The organism is Phenylobacterium sp., from assembly GCF_036501465.1.
GTDB lineage: Bacteria > Pseudomonadota > Alphaproteobacteria > Caulobacterales > Caulobacteraceae > Phenylobacterium.
In genome coordinates, this window is record NZ_DASYAF010000028.1 from 1 (window position 1) to 17,251 (window position 17,251).

Genomic DNA, 17,251 nt, shown 5'->3' on the forward strand with positions numbered 1-17,251 from the left:
CCCTCGTTGGGCGCGACCCGCAGGTCGAAGCCGTCGCGCGAGCGGGCCGGCGGCAGGACCTTCTGCTCGATCCGGTCGACCACCACGTTGCTGTCGAGCACCAGCTGGCCCTGGGCGTCGAACAGGCGGGCGCGCTGGGCCTTCGGATTGGCCAGCAGCTGCAGCACCTGGCCCGCGCCGCTGGTGTCCATCGCCGGCGGCTCGCCGGTGGTGGCGACGTTGTCGATGATCGAGGCGATCAGGTCGCCCTGGGTCGTCAGGCTGTCCAGCCGGGCGTTGACCAGCCCCTGGCGGCGGGCGTCCAGCACCAGCACCCCGGTGATCAGCACCGCCAGGCCGATGATGTTCAGCGCGATGATCAGCCGGCCAAGCCGCGAGCCGGGCAGCCAAGTCCGTCGAGGTCGCTTGCGGCGATCCTCCGTCCCCGTCGCCCCCAGCCCCTCGACGCCCTGATCGGAGGCGTCCGGGTCAGGATTCGCGGTAGCGGTATCCGACGCCATAGAGGGTTTCGATCGCGTCGAATTCAGGGTCCACGTCGCGGAACTTCTTGCGCATGCGCTTGATGTGACTGTCGATCGTCCGGTCGTCTACATAGACCTGATCGTCGTAGGCCGCGTCCATAAGGTTGTCGCGGCTCTTCACGAAGCCGGGGCGCTGGGCCAGCGACTGCAGCAGCAGGAATTCGGTCACCGTCAGCTTCACCGGCTTGCCGTCCCACAGGCAGTCGTGGCGGGCGGGGTCGAGGGTGAGCTTGCCGCGCTTGATGGCCCGGCTGCCCTCGGCGGCGGCGGCCGGCGACTGCGGCTCCTCGCCCTCGACGCCGGCGCGGCGCAGCACCGCCTTCACCCGCTCGATCAGCAGGCGCTGGCTGAACGGCTTGTGCATGTAGTCGTCGGCGCCCAGGTTGAAGCCCAGGATCTCGTCGATCTCCTCGTCCTTGGAGGTGAGGATGATCACCGGCATGTCGGAGGTCCGCCGCAGCCGGCGCAGCACCTCCATGCCGTCCATGCGCGGCATCTTCACGTCGAGGATCGCCATGTCCGGCGGCTCGTTCTCCAGGGCGGCCAGGCCCGTGGCGCCGTCGTAGTAGGCCTTGACGGTGTGGCCGTGGCTTTCCAGCGCCAGGCTGACGGAGGTGACGATGTTCTCGTCGTCATCCACCAAGGTGATCTTGGCCATGGGCTTTCGTCGTCTCCTTCAGGTCCCCGAACCCGGTTAACCCGTCCAGCGAAGCTAGTTACCCCGCACCGTGGCCTCAATGGGGCGATTTCGCGGGCATGGAACGCGGTCAATCGGACCTTAAAGCTTCGCGGCTAGCCTTCGGTTCACTAGGGGGAATTCGAATGCCTGTCGCCAATATCCACTTCGAGGTCTTTATCCGGCGCTTTCCGGACTCGAATTGGGCGCTCAAGACCGCCACCGATTCGCGCACCACGGCGCTGGACGAGGCCAACGAGATCATGGCCAAGGCCCAGGCCGCGGCGGTGCGGGTGATGCGCGAGACGCTCGACCCGGCGACCGGCGAGTTCCAGTCCCTGACCATCCTCAACCTGGGCTCGCCCGAGAAGCCGCGCAAGGTGCGCGCGCCGGAGCCCACCGAACCGCTCTGCGTCTCGCCGGCGGACCTCTACACCTGCCACGCCCGCGACCGGATCGGCCGGCTGTTCGAAAGCTGGCTGGACCGCCAGCAGGTGATCGCCTGGGAGCTGCTGCACCGGCCCGACCTGGTCGAGCAGCTCGAATCCGGCGGCGTCGAGATCACCCAGGCCATCCAGAAGGTGGCCACGCCCGAGGCCCATTCGCGCGACGTGCCGCTGGCCGAGATGATCGCGGTCTTCAAGGCGCTGGGCGAGCGGGCCGTCGAGCGGCTGATGAAGGACGCCCGCAAGGGCCTGCCCGAAGTCACCCCCGACACCTTCGAGAAGACCGCCCAGGCCCTCACCAAGGATCCCGAGGGCGCCTTTCACCTGGGCTGTGCGGTGGCGGGCTTCCTGGCGAGCGGCCAGAGCTGGAGCGAGAAGGTGGGCCTGCTGCTCGACCTCGCCGACAAGGCGCCGGCCGAGGGCGCCGGCCGCGCCCTGGCGCTCAGCGTCATCGCCGAGCCGCTGGAGGAGATCGTCCGCCACGACAAGGGCCTGGACAATATCGTCGGCGGGGCGCTCGACCTGGGCGCCAAGCTCGCCGCCATGAGCCGGCTCTGCGCCGCCGAGGTGGTGGACCAGCTGGTCAAGGCCGAGCCGTCGGTCGCCAAGGTGACGCCGGAGCTTTCCGCCCGCGCCCAGCGCCTGGCCAAGTGGCTGCCGCATCCGGCCTTCACCGGCGTGCGCGGCGCGATCGGCCAGCGGGTTCTGCGCGACCTTTCCGGCCAGCGGCGCCTGCGCCCCTCCGATCCGATCGGCGAGATCGACACCATCCGCGGCCTGGCCATGGTGCTGACCGCCGCCTCCGGCAAGCTGCTGCCGCTGGACAACGTCCAGTCGGCCGTCGGCGCCCGCTCCAAGATGCTGGTCGCCCGCGACTTCGTGGAGGTCTACCTCGGCGAGGAGATGAGCGCCGAGGAGGAGGCCCAGGCGCTGGTCTGGCTGACCGAGAACGTCATCGGCGCGGCCAACAAGCGCGAGGCCGGCCGCTGGCTCTCCTCGCTGGTGATGAGCCTGCGCTTCGAGCGCGAGGCGCGCGAGACGCATAATCCCGCCAAGCGGCTGGAGGCCATGGCCAAGCTGCAGCGCGGCGTCGCCCGCTGCGGCCTGATCGAGGAGGCCTACAAGCCCATCCAGCTCAAGCTGGGCGAGCTGGCCGGGCTGCTGGAAGCCGACGCCCGCTTCGTCGCCTCGACGACCAAGGCCCCGGCGCCCGCGCTCCAGCGCCTGACCACCCTGCTGAAACTGGCCTGCGGCGAGACCTGCCCGCTGGGCCCGGCCGCCGACCGCGCCCGCGCCGAGGCGCTGAAACTGGCCCGCACGCCGGACACCCGCGCCGAACTGGCGGCCGCGCCCACCCACGTGGACGCGATCCGCGACCTGCTGCGGCACGCTTCGCTGGCGGCCTAGGGCTAGATCCCCAGCGCCGCCTTCAGCGCCTCGGCCACGCGGCCCACGTCCTCATCCGCCATCCCGGGATAGAGCGGCAGCGACAGGCAGCGGGCGTACCAGGCTTCCGCGCCCGGCAGGCTGAGGTCGCCATACCTTTCTCGGTAGTAGGGCTGGCGGTGGACCGGGATGTAGTGGACCTGGGAGCCCACACCGCGCTCGCGCAGGGCCTCGACCACCGCCGCGCGGCTGGTCCCGGCGGCCTCGAAGTCGATCAGCACGCACATCAGGTGCAGCACCGGGTCGCTCCAGGCCGGGCGCGCGGCGATCCGCACCATCGGGGCGAGCGGCGCCAGCGCCCCCTCATAGGCCTTGGCCAGGGCGCGACGGCGCGCGGCGAACCGCGGCAGCTTCTTCAGCTGCGAGAGTCCCAGCGCACAGAGGATGTCGGGCAGGCGGTAGTTGAAGCCGGGCTCCGGCATCTCGTACCACCAGGGCTCGGCGCCTTGTGGCCGGATCATGCCGTGGGTGCGCATCGTCCGCAGACGTTCAGCCAGGGCCGGATCGTTGGTGGTGACCATGCCGCCCTCGCCGGTGGCGATGGTCTTCACCGGATGGAACGAGAAGGTGGCCATGGCCGAGTGGCGCGCATCGCCCACCCGTTCCGCCACATTGCTGTAGGTCATGGTCGTCCCCAGCGCGTGCGGGGCGTCCTCCACCAGCACGGCGCCCGCCTGGCCGGCCAGGGCCGAGAGCGGCGGCAGGTCCACGGCGTCGCCGCGCAGATGCACCGGCAGCACTGCGCGCAGCTTGCGGCCGTCCAGCCGGGTCATGGCCTGCGCCAGGGTGTCCGGGGTCATCAGGCCGCTATCCGGGTCGACGTCGGCGAACACCACCTCGGCGCCGACGTAACGGGCGCAGTTGGCGGTAGCCAGGAAAGTGATCGACGGCGCGATCACCACCTCGCCGGGCTGCACCTTCAGCGCCAGCATGGCCAGGTGCAGGGCCGCGGTGCCGTTGGCGCAGGCCACCGCGTGGCGCGCGCCCACCGTCTCGGCGAAAGCGGTCTCGAAGGCCTCCACCGTGGGGCCGGTGGTCAGGAAGTCGCCCTTCAGCGCTTCGACAACAGCCGAAATGTCGTCGTCCTCGATGGTCTGGCGGCCATAGGGGAGGACCGGCCTCGGGACGTTTTCGGCCATGCTAGTCGTCCGCGCGGCGGCGACGCTGCGACGGCGACTTGTCGTTCAACACGGCCAGCAGCTGCTCGCCGCTCAGCCAGTCGGTGTTGGTGTCGCTGGCGTAGCAGAAGCCCTCGTCCAACCGCCCGCCCGGCAGCGGATCGCGGCGGTATTCCACGAAGGCCGGCTCGATGGCGTAGCGGTCGCCCATGTCCACCGTCGAGCGGGCGTCGTCGGCGCTGATCATGATCTCGTGCAGCTTCTCGCCCGGGCGGATGCCGATCACCTTGATCGGCAGGCCGGGCGCCATGGCTTCGGCCAGGTCGGTCATCTTCATCGAGGGGATCTTCGGCACGAAAACCTCGCCGCCGTGCATGACGCCCAGGGACGAGAGCACGAAGTCTACGCCTTCGGTCAGGGTGATCCAGAAGCGGGTCATCCGCGGATCGGTGATCGGCAGCTCCGTCGCGCCTCGGGCGATCAGCCGCTGGAACAGCGGCGCGACCGAGCCCCTGGAGCCCACGACGTTGCCGTAGCGGACCACCGAGAACCGCGTGCCGATGTCGCCGGAGAGGTTGTTGGCGGCCACGAAGGTCTTGTCCGAGGCCAGCTTGGTCGCGCCATAGAGGTTGATCGGGTTGCAGGCCTTGTCGGTGGAAAGCGCGATCACCTGCTTGATCCGGTTGGTGAGGCAGGCCCAGACCACGTTCTCCGCGCCCATGATGTTGGTGTGGATGCATTCGGACGGATTGTATTCGGCGGCCGGCACCTGTTTCAGGGCCGCGGCGTGGATCACCACGTCGACGCCGCGAAAGGCCAGGATCAGCCGCTCGCGATCGCGCACGTCGCCGATGAAGAAGCGCATCAGGGCCATCTTCTCCGGGCCGAAGCGCTCGGAGAGATCCATCTGCATCTCGCTCTGCTTCAGCTCGTCGCGGGAGTAGACGATCAGCTTGCGCGGCGAACACCGGGTCAGCACGGTCTCGATGAACCTGCGCCCGAACGAGCCGGTGCCGCCGGTGACGAGGATGACCTTGCCGTCGAGGTCGAGACTGGTCGGCGCAAATCGGCCCAAGGGCGCGCTCCGGTTAGAATCGCAGGCGTTTCACTGACCCTTGGCAGGTTCGCGTAAAGAAGCCGCTAACCATAAATCCGATAGGCTTGGGCATGCGTCGCCGCGATCTCCTCACCCTCGCCCTGCTGGCCGCCGCCGGCCCGCTGGCCGCCAGCGCGGCCGAAGAGAAGAGCAGCAAGAAGAAGAAGTCCGGCGGGGACAACTACCTGCCGGTCGATCCGCTCACCGGCACCACCAACAAGGGCGGCGGCCGCCGCGGCGTGCTGAGCGTCGACTGCGGCCTGCAGATCGACGACCCGAAACTGCGCGAATACGCCGACCTTTCCATGCCGCGGCTGCGCGCCGCCTATGTGCAGACCGTGCAGATCTACGCCGCCGGCCTCGCGCCCGGCACGGAGCCGAACATCGACTACCTCACCCTGACCCTGCAGCGGCAGACCGACCAGGTGCTGAAGAAGCCTGGCGCGAAGTTCCTGATCGGCACGGTGATCGTGAACTGACCGGGTCTGGAGCTGGATTCCGGTCGGCGTTTATCCGCGGGCCGACCTTCGGTCGGACCTGGGGGCCTTCCGGCGAAACCGGGATGACTCGCTTCGCTGTCACATCGCCGAGATGCCGCCGTCGACCTTCAGCTCGGCGCCGGTGACGAACTTGCTCTCGTCGGAGGCCAGGTAGAGGCAGGCGTTGGCGATGTCGTCGGGGGCGCCGATGTGGCCCAGCGGCACCTGGCGGCCCAGCTTCTTTTCCGCCTCATCCTTGCCGAACCGCTGGCGCAGCGGGTCGAGGATCGGCGTGTCGATGTAGGTCGGATGGATCGAGTTCGACCGGATGTCCAACCCCTGCTTGGCGCAATGCAGGGCGATGCCCTTGGAGAGCAGCCAGACCGCCGCCTTCGAGGCGTTGTAGGACGGCGAGTTGTGCGCGGCGATCAGGCCGGCGATCGAGGAGATGTTGACGATCGACCCCGGCTGGTGGGCGCGCATGTACTTCAGCGCGTGCTTGGTCCCCAGGAACACCGAGTCGACGTTGACGCTCATCACCGCCTTCCAGTCCTCCAGGCTCAGGGATTCGATGTCGCCGCCGCGGCTGATGCCGGCGTTGTTCACCAGGATCGAGAGGCCGCCCATGGCCTCGTCGGCCTCTTCCAGGGCGAAGATCCACTGGTCTTCCTTGGTGACGTCCAGGGGGAAGGCGAAGGCCGTCCCCGCGCCGTGGGCGGCGTTGATCTCGGCGGCGACGGTCTTGGCGCCCTCGATGTTGATGTCGGCGATGGCCACCTTGGCGCCCTCGGCCGCCAGCTTGCGGGCCATGGCCGCGCCCAGCCCCTGCGCCCCGCCCGAGATGAAGGCCTTCTTGCCCGCGACCCGTCCTGGCATCACTGATTTCCCTTCGTTGCTTCAACCGGCGGCCCCAGCGCGGCGACCGCGTCGCCGACAGAGGCGTAGACCGCCTTCGGCTCGACCCCATGGCAGGCGGCGTCCAGCTCGGCCGCGTCCGCCGACCCCACGGCGGCCGGGCGCGCCGGTTCATCGGGCGCCTGGAACACGAGGGTCCCGGTGATCGAATAGCCGAACGTCCGCCGGAAGGTCACGGTCCTTTCGGTGCAATCGTAGACGACCGAGCGGGCTCTCACGGCGATCCGGCCCGGCTGGGCGTTGGACGCCGGCGTATCCACATCCAGCGCGGCGGCCTTTCCGCCGCCCCGCTGCATATTCGCCCAGTCGATCAGCCGCTTCTGGCCGTCCGGGCCCGTGGCGATCACCGACAGCCGCAGCACGTCCTTCGGAAAACCACCGCCGCCGCGCCGCTCCACGGGCGGAACCGGCAGGGGTGGGATCGCGGTCTTCAGGGCCTCGGTGGCCCGGTCGAAGGCCTGCCGGAAGGTCAGCCGCTCGGCCATCGGCGAGATCGCCGCCGGGTCGCAGGCCATCGCGAACACGCTCGACAGGACCGAGCCCGGATAGGGGTACTGGGTCTTCGTTTCGGGCTGCGGAACATCGGACGGCGCGCCTAAGCCCTTGGCGTCGTAGGTGATCCAGCCGGGAACCGCGCGATAGGTCCCCCAGCCGCAGGCCATGGAGTAGCGCCGCAAGGTGGCGGGCGGCGTCGCGGTGAAATATTTTTCCAGCGTCAGGAGTGAAAAGGTCGTCTCGTCCTTTCCGCGGACGATGCTCGCCGTATCGATGTAGTCGAACTCGAAGCCGTAGCGGGTGGGAACCTCCACGAAGGTGGCCGGCGGCGCCGGCGGTGGCTTGGCCGGCCGCTTCCTGGCCGGCGCCGACCAGCTCGCCGCCGGCAGCAGGGTGGCCGCGATGGCCGCCGCATGGATCAACCGCGTCTGCAAAACGCCCCCCTTTTTTCGCCGGCCGCCCGGCTATTTCCGCCGCTTCGCCGACCGTTCCGCCGCGCCCGGCGGCGCCTTCGGCCTGGGTTTCTTCGGCGTCGCGTCCGCCGCCCCGCACTGCAGCGCCGCCTCGTCCACGAACTTCGCCATCGCCAGGTCCAGCTCGGTGACCCCGCCCGCGTCGTGGGTGGTCAGCACGACATCGACCTTGTTGTAGACGTTGCCCCACTCTGGATGGTGATCCAGCTTCTCGGCCTGCATCGCCACGCGGCTCATGAAGCCGAAGGCGCGGCTGAAGTCGCCGAACACCATCTGGCGGCAGATGGCCTCGCGGTCCCCCGGCGCGGCCTTCCAGATCGGTAGCTCGGCCAGGACCTCGGCCAGCGGCAGCTTCTTCGGTCGGCTCATGCCGGTTCCTCCGCGTCGAACATGAGCCCCGTGGCGGCCGACAGTTCGGCCAGCGTCTGGTCCACGTCCACGACCTTGATCGCCGTCATGCCGAGCCCGGCGGCCGGCTTGCAGTTGATGCCCAGGTCGTCGAGGTAGACGCAGGCCTGCGGTTTCACGGCCAGAAGCTCGCACATCATCTGGTAAATGCGCGGGTCGGGCTTTCGGACGCCGGCCTTGGAGCTTTCGATGATGGCGTCGAACAGCGGCATCACCTGGCCCATGGCGCCAGCGGCGCGCTGGCCCTCGTCCTGGCCGGGCGAGTGCGTCGAGACCACGTTGTTGGTGATGCAGCCCACCTTGAAGTGCGCCTTGCAGGCCCTGAGCGCCGCCACCATCCGCGGCCGCAACTCGCCGGAGAGCCTGGGCAGGACGTCGGCGCCGCGGATCGGGAAGCCCAGCGCGGTGGATTCCGCCAGGAACAGCTGGTCGAACCGCGCCGCGTCGATCTCGTTGCGCTCGAACAGCGCCCAGGCGTTGTCGTGGATGTTGGCGGCGTTCACGCGCCGGATGTGGTCCTTCGGCGCGCCCAGCTCCGCCTCCAGGCGGTTGAAGGCCTCGAAGGGCGAGGTGGTGAACACCCCGCCGAAATCCCAGATCACCGCCGAGACGTTCGATTTCGGCGCCATTGCGCACTCCGCACCCGCTCAAGGCGGCGGACGCTAGAGAGGCGGGCGCGGACGTGCAAGTAAGGGCCGATGCGATCGCTGCTTTCCTGGCTCAACGGCCGCCCGCGCCCCTTCCGCCTCGGCCTGTTCGCCCTGGCCTGCCTGATCCTGATGTACCTGACCCTGGCGCCGGGGCGCGACGTGCCGGGCGTCGGCCTGGTCTGGGACAAGGCCGAGCATGCCACCGCCTGGGCGGTGCTGACGGGCGCCGGGCTCCTGCTGTCCACGAAGCGGCGCTGGGCGATCGGGGTCTTCGCCTTCCTGTTCGGCGCCGCGATCGAGATCGGCCAGACCATCATGCCCTTCGGCCGGGACGGCGAAGTCCTCGACCTCGTCGCCGACAGCGTCGGCATTGTCGCGGCCTATGTCGCCTGGTTCGGCATGCGCAGGCTGGGTTGGGCCCGTTGATCAGGCGTCCGGTGAGCCTGCGCCATCGGCCCTGGGAACAGGCGGCCGATTTCCAGATCGGCCTTCGGCCCATTCCGCTCGAGGCCTGGCTGGAGGGCGCGGAGACCGACCCGGCGGCGCGCAAGGATGCGCTGTGGGCCGCCGACCGCGGCCTGGTCTGGGCCGAGACCGAGGGTTCGCGCCCCGGCCAGGAGGAGGTCGCCGCGCTGGTGACCACCGCCCTGGGCCCCGCCGCCGCGCCGGGCCCCGCCCCGCCCGATCTGCCGCCGCTCTATGCCGCCGCCCGCCGGGTCCCCGACGACCTGTGCCTGATGGAAAAAGCCGCCGACGGCCAATGGCGGCTGACGGCGCTGTCGCTCTCAGCCGGCAGCTTCTTCACCGCCCGCGAGGTGATCGGCCGCTCGCTGGGCGAGCTGCATGGCCCGGTGAGCGGCTTCGCCGAGCGGTTCCTGGTCCGCGTGCAGCGCATCTTCGAAGGGCTGCGGCCCGAGCTGGTGCTGGAGCGGCGCAACTGGACGGTGCTGAATTCCGACGCCCTGCACACGCCCTCCTCGGCGCCCATCCGCGCCCGGATCGGCGCGATCGACCCGGCCGAGGCGGGCCGCGTGCTGAACCTGCGGGTCGAGCGCCAGACCCTGCGGCGGCTGCCGCGCACCGGCGGGGCGCTGTTCACGATCCGGGTGTGGCTGGCGCCGCTGGGCGCCCTGGCCGGCGAGCCCGCGCGGCTGGCGGCCTTCGCCGAGGCCTGGCGCAGCGCCACGCCCGGCCTGCGCGCCTACAAGCGGTTCGACCTCTACGACGATCTGGTGGAAAGCTTCCTCGCCGACCCCAAGCCAGCCGGACCCTGAACGCCCATGACCGCCGAGACCAAGCCCTTCGTCTATCTGGCGACGCCCTGCTACGGCGGGGTGCTGACCCTGCACTTCATGCATTCGGTGCTGGCCCTGCAGACCGCCTGCCGCGAGCGCGGGATCGGCCTGGAGATCGACCTGATGGGCGGCGACGCGCTGATCACCCGCGCCCGCTCGCGGCTGGCGGCCCGCTTCCTGGCCCATGCGCAGGCGACGCACATCCTGTTCTGCGACAACGACATCGGCTTCCGGCCGGAGAACGTCTTCCGCCTGCTGGAGGCGGACAAGCCCATCGTGGCGGCGGTCTGCCCGATGAAGATGATCGACTGGAACCGGGCGCGGGCCGCCGCCAAGGCCGAGGCGCCCGACATGATGGCCGCCAGCCTGGGCTATGTGGTCCGCTTCCTGCCGACCCCGGACAAGTCAGTGGCCGTGGAGAAGGGCTTCGCCCGGGTGGCCTATGGCGGCACCGGCTTCCTGATGATCGCGCGTGCGGCGATGCAGCGGATCGTCGAGGCCCACCCGGAACTCACCGCCAAGATGGGCGACATGGGCGACGGGCTCGCCGCCGAGGCCCCGATGGTCTTCGAGACCATGATCGAACCGGAGACCGGCCAATATCTGTCGGAGGACTACGCCTTCTGCCGCCGCTGGCATGACCTGGGCGGCGAGATCTGGGCGGATTTCGAGGCGCGGCTGACCCACGTGGGGCCCACCGCCTTCACCGGCAGCCTGATGGAGGCGCTGCAGGCCGACGCCGCCGCCGCCCAATCCCGGCCCGCGCCTAGCGGTGGTGCAGGATAATCTCGGTGGCGGTGCGCTCGACCCGCACCGGGGCGTAGGCCGAAAGGCGGCGGAGCACGTCGGCCTGGTTGTCGACCACCAGCACGCCGGAGAAGCGCAGGGCGGCGGTCCGCGCATCGGCGGCGCGCACCGGTGTGCCGAAGCGGCGCGTCAAATCCGCGGCGACCGCCGAAAGCGGCTGGTCGCGATAGATCAGCTGGCCGTTGGTCCAGGCGAAGGCGACGTCCGGGTCGGCGACCTTCAGCACCTGGGCCGGCTGGCCCTCGGCGTGGGTCAGTTCCTGGCCGACGGTCACCTTGGTGGGCTGGGCGTCGAGCCGGTCGGCCGGGCGCACCTCGACGGTCCCGCGGCTGACGGTGAGATCCATCAGCCCGTCGCGCCGGCGCAGGTTGAACTGGGTGCCGACCACGCGAACCTGCCGGTCGCCGGCCGAGATCAGGAACGGGCGCCTGGCGTCGTGGGTGACGTCGAACACCGCCTCGGCGTCGGCCATCTCCACGCGGCGCGCATCGCGATCGAAGCGCACGGTGATCCTCGAGGCCGAATTCAGCTGGATGCGGGTGCCGTCGGCCAGGGTGACGGTCCGGGTCTGGCCGGGCGCGGTGGCGTAGACCTGCCCGGGCGCGCCGGACGGCTTCAGGCCGACGCCCACGGCGACCACCAGGGCCGCGGCGATCGCGCCGCCCGCGCCGATCCACAGCCGGCGACGGGTTGGATCGGACCGGCCGGACGCCCTGCGGCTGGCGTCGGCCTGGCCCCGGACGCGGCGCGCCGCGGCCACCAGCGGCCGGCCGCCCAGCTCGCGGGCGATTTCCGCCTGGTCCAGGTCGACCCACAGACGCTCCAGCTGCTCATAGGCGCGGGCGTGCGCCGGCGACGCCAGGATCCAGCGTTCGAACGCCAGCCAGTCGTCACCGGTCGCAGCCTCTCCCTGGAGGCTGGCGAACCAGCGCGCCGCCTCCTCGGCGACCCGACCCTCGTCGTGATGGTCTTCGGTCTTCCGCATCAAACCCTGGCCCGGAACGCGTCTGCGCGCGCCGCCTTCGATGGGATGACGCCGCCGCCGGCGCCGTTCCTCATGTAACCGGGTTTTCGGATCACGGCAGCCTCGCCAGCAGATGCTTCAGCGCGGCCATCATGTGCTTTTCCACGGCGCTGCGGGAGATGCCCAGGGCGGCGGCGACCTCGGGGTGGCTCATGCCGTCGAACTTGTGCATCCGGAAGACCCGCTGGGTCTGCGGACTGAGCTCGGTCAGCGCCTCCGTCAGCAGGCCCAGGCGCTGGCGCGCGGCCACCGCGGCCTCGGCGCTGGGCTCCGACGAGACCTCCTCGGCGCCGACCCGCATGGTCTGGCTGTCCAGCCAGGCCCCGTCGCGATGGGCGGTCCGCCGCTCGCCGCGCAGCTTGTCGAGCATCAGGTTGGAGCCCAGCCGGTAGAGGTAGGCGGTGGGGTTCTGGATCTCCGCGCCCGGCTCCAGGGACGAGAGGCGGACATAGATGTCCTGCACCAGGTCTTCGGCCGCCGTGGGGGAGCGCAGGCGCACGGTGAAGAACCGCACCAGGTCGGTGCGGCGCTCCAGATAGAGCGCGATCAGCGAAGCGCGGCCGTCCTGCTGCAAACCAACCGTTCTCCGGGCGCCGGCGACCGCCTGGAACGCCAGCCCGGCAGCCCCCATACACGGGCCTCCGGCCGAGGGCGACAGTCTGTGCGATTCGCCACGGTTTGCAGGTCCCCGCCCGGCGGCTATGAGGGCCACATGAACGCGCCTCCCAAGCGCCCGGCCCCTGAACGGCCCGGGGCCGCCGCCTTCGCCCCGCTCGAGCTCGGCGTCATCGTGCCGACCTTCAAGGAGGCGCCGAACGTCGCCCCCCTGCTGGCCAAGCTGGAAGCGGCGCTGCGCGGCGTGGTCTGGCAGGCGATCTTCGTCGACGACGACAGCCCCGACGGCACCGCCCAGGTGGTCAAGGCGATCGCCGCGCGCGATTCTCGCGTCATCTGCCTGCACCGCATCGGCCGCCGCGGCCTGGCCGGGGCGGTGATCGAAGGCGCGCTGGCCAGCGCCGCGCCCTTCGTGGCGGTGATCGACGGCGACCTGCAGCACGACGAGACCCTGCTGCCCAAGATGCTGAAGGCCTTGCAGGAGGATCGCGCCGACGTGGTGGTGGGCAGCCGCTACCTGGGCGTGGCCGGCGCCGACGCCTCGGCGCTGGGCGCCACCCGCGAGGCCGGCAGCCGGCTCGCCAACTGGCTGGGCCGCCGGGTGCTGCGCGCGCCGGTAACCGACCCGATGAGCGGCTTCTTCATGATCCGCCGCGACCTGATCGAGGCCGTCGCGCCGGACCTCGCCACCTCCGGCTTCAAGGTGCTGTTCGACATCCTGGCCTCGCAGAAGACCCCGCCGCGCTACCTGGAGCTGCCCTACGAGTTCCGGGAGCGCCACGCGGGCGAGTCCAAGCTCGATAACGGGGTGGTGGTGCAGTACCTGGGCCTGCTGGCCGCCAAGCTCAGCCGCGACCTGATCTCGCCGCGCTTCATCATGTTCGGCCTGGTGGGGCTCTCAGGCGTGGGCGTGAACCTGGCGATCCTGCGCCTTTTGCTGCACATCGGCTTCGCCCAGGCCCAGCTGATCGCGGCGCTGGGGGCCATGACCTCGAACTACCTGATCAACAACGCCGTCACCTATCGCGACAAGCGCAAGACCGGCCTGGCGCTGCTCACCGGCTATATCCGCTTCGTGGTGCTCTGCTCGGTGCCGCTGGCCGCCAATGTGGCGGTGGCGACCATGGTCTATGAGCGCGGGCCCTCCTGGTGGGTGGCGGGCGTCGCCGGCGCCATCGTGGCCGCCGTCTGGAACTATGTGACGACGTCCCGGGCGGTCTGGTGACCGCGGCGGCGTCTCCCGGGTCGGCCGGCGCGCCGGATCGCCGCCATCTCATCCTTTGGCTGGCCCTGGGCCTGACCGCTTTACGGCTGGCCGCCGCGGGCGCGATCCACCTCACCGAGGACGAGGCCTACTACCGCTTCTGGGCCCAGCACCTGCAGCTGGGCTACCTGGACCATCCGCCGATGATCGGCTGGTGGATCCGCGCCGGCATGAGCCTGTTCGGGGACACGCCGCTGGGCGTGCGGCTGGTCCCGGCGCTGAGCTGCGGGGTCGCGACCTGGCTGGTGGGCGACCTGGCCCGCCGGCTGGGCGCGGGGCCGAAGGCTTGCTTCCGCGCCGCGCTCTGGTACAACGCCACCCTGACCGTCTGCCTGGGGGGCATGCTGGCGATCCCGGATTCGCCAGCCAGCCTGTTCTGGACGCTGACGCTGTGGGCGCTGGCCCGCTTCTCCGAGCATCGCCGGGCCGGCTGGTGGCTGGTGGCGGGCCTGGCCGCCGGCCTGGCGGTGATGTCGAAATATTCCGGCCTGTTCCTGGCGCCGGGCGTCCTGCTCTGGCTCGCGCTGACGCCCGGCGGGATGGCCGAGCTCAGGAAGCCCGCGCCCTGGGCCGCGGCCGTCATCGCCATGGCGGTGTTCAGCGCCAACGTGGTCTGGAACGCCCAGCACCAGTGGATCACCTTCATCAAGCAGTTCGGCCGCGTCGCGCCGCACGACTTCACCCTCGTCCACCTGGGCGAGCTGCTGGTGACCCAGGCCCTGTTGTTCACGCCGCTGATGGCGCTCTACGCCGCGCTCGGCGTCGGCCACGCCTGGCGCGAGCGGGCGCAGGCGCAGGGCGCGCGGATGATGCTGCCGGTCGCCACCTCGGTCCCGTTCGCCGCCTATCTGGTGATCCACAGCCTGCACGACCGGGTGCAGGGCCACTGGCCCGCTCCGATCTTCGGCGCGCTGGCGGTCTGCGCGGCGGCGGCGGCCGAGCGGTACGACGCCCGGCCGTGGCAGCGCCTGGCGCGCGCGCTCGCCCCGGCCCTGGGCTTTTCGGTGGCCGCCTGCGCCTTCGCGGTCATGGCCCTGCCGACCCCCAGCCCGCTGGGCAAGCTCGACCCCACCCTGCCGCTGCGTGGCTGGACCCGCTTCGCCGACGACATCGAGACGCTCCGCGCGCAGACCGGCGCGGCCTGGGTGGGCACCTTGAGCTACGGCGTCTATTCGCAGGTGCAGAGCGAGCATCGGCTGCATGCGCCGCTGATCGAGGCGGTGGAGCGCGATCGCTACTGGCCCACCGACCCGAAACCCGATTTCAGCAAGCCCGGCCTGATCGTCGACCTGTCGCGGCGGATGAAGGTCCCCGACGTGCAGCGCTGCTTCCGAAGCGTCACGCCGGTCGGCGAGCTGAAGCGGGCCGGCGGCCCGGCCCACAACCAGCGCTACACCGCCTTCCTGGTCTCCGGCCCCAAGCGCGACGTCTGGATCCAGGGCTGCCCCGACCAGATCGCCCCCGGGGTGTGGCGCTAGGGGGTGTCCCGATCGAGCCCGCAGCGTGGGGGCTTCCAACAACCGGACCTTCTGTACTTCCAGGACGGGTGAAGTTGCGGACGTTGGGTAGCGCGCGGAGTCCGGACGCTTACACAAGCGGCTTCCGCGCCCGGGTTACCCCTATTGCCGCTACCCTCTTTCGCACCACCTGTTCAGATGGCCGAGAGGCCGCCGTCGACCGACAACTCGACGCCGTTTACGAAGCTCGAATCGTCTGAAGCAAGGAACAAAGCGACCGCCGCTATTTCCTCAGGACGACCCATCTTTCCCCGTGGGATCGCGGATTCGAACATCCGCTTCCCCGCCTCGTCGAGAACTTGATCCTGCATCGGTGTGGCGATCGGCCCCGGATGCAGCACGTTCACTCGAATATTCCTGCCCTTCAGCTCGTTGAGCCACCCGCGTGCGAATGCATGCAACGCCGCCTTGCTCGCCGCATACACGCTGTATCCGGGATAGCCCTTCACCGAAGCGACCGATCCGGTCATGAAGATCGATCCGCCATCGTTGAACAGCGGCAACGCCTTTTGCACCGTGAACAGCGTGCCGCGCGTATTCAGGCCGAAGGCCGCATCGAAGTGCTGCTCGGTAATCTCGCCCAGTGGCGCGGCTTCGCCCGTGCCGGCGCTCGCGTACAGAATGTCGATCCTGCCCTTTTCGCGCTTGACCGTGTCGAACAGACGGTCGAGGTCGTCGAGATTGGCCGCGTCGCCGCGCACGCCGGTCACGTTCCGGCCGATCAGCTTGACGGCCTCGTCAATCGCCTCCTGCCTCCGGCCCGTGATGAAGACATAGGCGCCTTCCTCAACGAACCGCTTGGCGCTCGCCAGGGCCATGCCGCTCGATCCACCCGTGATGACTGCAACCTTGCCGTCAAGCTTTCCCATGACTTTTCCTTTCGACTTTCTTCAGGCGCCCCGAGCACTCGTCCGGGGTGGTGTGGAGGTCGAAATGGGTCCGGCCGCGTCAGGCGGTCAGTGCAGAATTTCGCACGTCAGTGGTGCAAAATTGCACCAGGCGTGCTAGTGACTTCAGCTGCGGCATGCGGCGCCGGGAAGCGTGGCCTGCGGTGCGGGATTGCACCATGATCGACTGGGACGACGTTCGCTACTTTCTCGCCGTCGCCCGTAGGGGATCGGTCCGAGCCGCCGCCGAACACCTCGGGGTGAACCACACCACAGTGCTGCGCCGCATTGCCCAACTGGAGGAGCGCCTGGGGACGCAGGTGTTCGAAAAGCTGCCTTCGGGGTACCGCCTGACGGCTGCGGGCGATGAGGTCCTCGAGTTCGCGGATGAAATGGAAGCGTCGTCGCGCCGCCTCGAGACCCGCGTCTTCGGGCGCGACCAGAGCGTGCGAGGGCTTCTTCGGGTGACGCTGGCGCCGACCCTCGCCACACAGTTGCTCATGCCGGACTTCGCCGATTTCGCGCGTCTTTATCCGGACATCGAGATGGAAATCCTGTCGTCCGGCGAGTTGGCGAATCTGACCAACCGAGAGGCCGATGTCGCGATCCGCGTCGTCTACGATCGCAAGACCCTGCCGCTCAATCTTTACGGCCTGAAGGGGCCGGAGCTGTTCGGGAGCGTCTACATGTCCCGCGATCGCCTCGCCGCGTGGCGTGGCGGCGCGTCGGACCCCATCCGATGGATCGTCATAAGCCCTGATGGAATCCAGGATTGGGCTCGCAAGGGTGAGGCTCGCGCCACGGGAGTTCCGTTCAGGACCACGGACGGCGAGGCGCAGATCGCTGCGGTACGGCAAGGACTGGGGATCACGACGCTGCCGTGCTTCGTCGGAGACGCCGACCCCCTACTGGCGAGGGCGCCGGGCGCCGACCTGCACATGTATGGAACGCTCTGGCTTCTCACGCAGGGGGAGACTCGCAAGACGAAGCGCGTGCGGCTCTTCACGGAGTTCGTATCCCGCAGGCTCGCCGCCTACGCTCCGCTTCTCGCGGGGCTGTCCATATCGCCTCAATGACGCGCGGCAGGTCGCCGGCGATGCTTCCAGTGGACAAGCGCCT

At 69.9% G+C, this 17,251-nt stretch carries 18 protein-coding genes and 1 pseudogene; 8 read left to right on the plus strand and 11 right to left on the minus strand.

The genetic code is table 11. From position 1 onward, the window contains the following. Positions 1-500 (minus strand): stimulus-sensing domain-containing protein (locus VGL85_RS02540; RefSeq protein ID WP_331585647.1); only part of this gene is annotated, 500 nt, incomplete at its 3' end. Then, a complete protein-coding gene (locus tag VGL85_RS02545; protein ID WP_331585649.1) occupies positions 469-1,179 on the minus strand; it encodes a response regulator transcription factor in 711 nt (236 codons plus the stop codon). The genes VGL85_RS02545 and VGL85_RS02540, both read right to left, overlap by 32 nt. Positions 1,180-1,343: 164 nt before the next feature. On the opposite strand from VGL85_RS02545, the gene VGL85_RS02550 reads away from it, so the two are divergent. Continuing rightward, positions 1,344-3,050, plus strand: coding sequence for a hypothetical protein (locus VGL85_RS02550; protein WP_331585651.1), 1,707 nt, complete (start codon positions 1,344-1,346; stop codon positions 3,048-3,050). A gap of 2 nt (positions 3,051-3,052) precedes the next feature. Here the strand turns inward: VGL85_RS02550 and pseC are convergent, their stop codons facing one another. Both pseC and pseB read right to left on the minus strand, forming a co-directional pair. Continuing rightward, a complete protein-coding gene (gene pseC / locus VGL85_RS02555) occupies positions 3,053-4,228 on the minus strand; it encodes a UDP-4-amino-4,6-dideoxy-N-acetyl-beta-L-altrosamine transaminase (RefSeq protein WP_331585652.1) in 1,176 nt (391 codons plus the stop codon). A gap of 1 nt (position 4,229) precedes the next feature. Continuing rightward, a complete protein-coding gene (gene pseB / locus VGL85_RS02560) occupies positions 4,230-5,282 on the minus strand; it encodes a UDP-N-acetylglucosamine 4,6-dehydratase (inverting) (protein ID WP_331585653.1) in 1,053 nt (350 codons plus the stop codon). Positions 5,283-5,374: 92 nt separating this feature from the next. On the opposite strand from pseB, the gene VGL85_RS02565 reads away from it, so the two are divergent. After that, the gene (locus VGL85_RS02565) at positions 5,375-5,782 is read left to right on the plus strand and encodes a hypothetical protein (protein ID WP_331585654.1); all 408 of its coding nucleotides are present in this window, start codon (positions 5,375-5,377) and stop codon (positions 5,780-5,782) included. Positions 5,783-5,881: 99 nt separating this feature from the next. Here the strand turns inward: VGL85_RS02565 and VGL85_RS02570 are convergent, their stop codons facing one another. From VGL85_RS02570 to VGL85_RS02585, 4 genes and pseudogenes are all read right to left on the minus strand, one after another. Further along, the gene (locus VGL85_RS02570; protein WP_331585656.1) at positions 5,882-6,658 is read right to left on the minus strand and encodes an SDR family oxidoreductase; all 777 of its coding nucleotides are present in this window, start codon (positions 6,656-6,658) and stop codon (positions 5,882-5,884) included. Then, positions 6,658-7,626 carry a hypothetical protein gene (locus tag VGL85_RS02575; RefSeq protein WP_331585657.1) on the minus strand — a complete coding sequence of 323 codons (969 nt, stop codon included), beginning with the start codon at positions 7,624-7,626 and terminating at the stop codon, positions 6,658-6,660. Before VGL85_RS02575 ends, VGL85_RS02570 begins: the two co-directional genes overlap by 1 nt. Positions 7,627-7,749: 123 nt before the next feature. Next, positions 7,750-8,034, minus strand: a pseudogene (locus tag VGL85_RS02580) (4a-hydroxytetrahydrobiopterin dehydratase); the annotation flags it as partial. Continuing rightward, positions 8,031-8,702 carry an HAD-IA family hydrolase gene (locus VGL85_RS02585; protein ID WP_331585660.1) on the minus strand — a complete coding sequence of 224 codons (672 nt, stop codon included), beginning with the start codon at positions 8,700-8,702 and terminating at the stop codon, positions 8,031-8,033. The pseudogene VGL85_RS02580 and the gene VGL85_RS02585, both read right to left, overlap by 4 nt. A 69-nt stretch (positions 8,703-8,771) precedes the next feature. Between VGL85_RS02585 and VGL85_RS02590 the strand changes: the two genes are divergently transcribed. The 3 genes from VGL85_RS02590 to VGL85_RS02600 are packed head-to-tail and all read left to right on the plus strand — an operon-like array spanning position 8,772 to position 10,804. Next, positions 8,772-9,149, plus strand: a complete 378-nt coding sequence (locus tag VGL85_RS02590) for a VanZ family protein (RefSeq protein ID WP_331585662.1) — start codon at positions 8,772-8,774, stop codon at positions 9,147-9,149. 11 nt (positions 9,150-9,160) lie between these two features. Next, a complete protein-coding gene (locus tag VGL85_RS02595; RefSeq protein ID WP_331585664.1) occupies positions 9,161-9,997 on the plus strand; it encodes a heme-dependent oxidative N-demethylase subunit alpha family protein in 837 nt (278 codons plus the stop codon). A gap of 6 nt (positions 9,998-10,003) precedes the next feature. Then, entirely contained in the window at positions 10,004-10,804 is an 801-nt protein-coding gene (locus tag VGL85_RS02600) for a hypothetical protein (protein WP_331585667.1), read from the plus strand. Here VGL85_RS02600 and VGL85_RS02605 read toward each other — a convergent pair. Together VGL85_RS02605 and VGL85_RS02610 are read right to left on the minus strand one after the other, a co-directional pair. Beyond that, positions 10,785-11,810, minus strand: coding sequence for a FecR family protein (locus tag VGL85_RS02605; protein ID WP_331585669.1), 1,026 nt, complete (start codon positions 11,808-11,810; stop codon positions 10,785-10,787). The genes VGL85_RS02600 and VGL85_RS02605 overlap by 20 nt on opposite strands. Before the next feature lie 91 nt (positions 11,811-11,901). Beyond that, the gene (locus VGL85_RS02610; RefSeq protein WP_331585671.1) at positions 11,902-12,480 is read right to left on the minus strand and encodes a sigma-70 family RNA polymerase sigma factor; all 579 of its coding nucleotides are present in this window, start codon (positions 12,478-12,480) and stop codon (positions 11,902-11,904) included. A gap of 81 nt (positions 12,481-12,561) precedes the next feature. Here VGL85_RS02610 and VGL85_RS02615 point away from each other — a divergent pair, with 81 nt between their 5' ends. Together VGL85_RS02615 and VGL85_RS02620 are read left to right on the plus strand one after the other, a co-directional pair. Next, positions 12,562-13,689 (plus strand): glycosyltransferase family 2 protein, encoded by a 1,128-nt coding sequence (locus VGL85_RS02615; protein ID WP_331585673.1) that lies wholly within the window; start codon positions 12,562-12,564, stop codon positions 13,687-13,689. Beyond that, positions 13,686-15,206, plus strand: coding sequence for an ArnT family glycosyltransferase (locus tag VGL85_RS02620; RefSeq protein ID WP_331585675.1), 1,521 nt, complete (start codon positions 13,686-13,688; stop codon positions 15,204-15,206). Before VGL85_RS02615 ends, VGL85_RS02620 begins: the two co-directional genes overlap by 4 nt. Before the next feature lie 173 nt (positions 15,207-15,379). Here the strand turns inward: VGL85_RS02620 and VGL85_RS02625 are convergent, their stop codons facing one another. Then, on the minus strand, positions 15,380-16,114 hold the full coding sequence (locus tag VGL85_RS02625; protein ID WP_331585678.1) for an SDR family NAD(P)-dependent oxidoreductase: 735 nt from the start codon (positions 16,112-16,114) through the stop codon (positions 15,380-15,382). Positions 16,115-16,311: 197 nt separating this feature from the next. Here VGL85_RS02625 and VGL85_RS02630 point away from each other — a divergent pair, with 197 nt between their 5' ends. Beyond that, positions 16,312-17,208: a LysR family transcriptional regulator gene (locus tag VGL85_RS02630; RefSeq protein WP_331585680.1), complete on the plus strand. Its 897-nt coding sequence runs from the start codon at positions 16,312-16,314 to the stop codon at positions 17,206-17,208. Positions 17,209-17,251 lie beyond the last annotated feature (43 nt).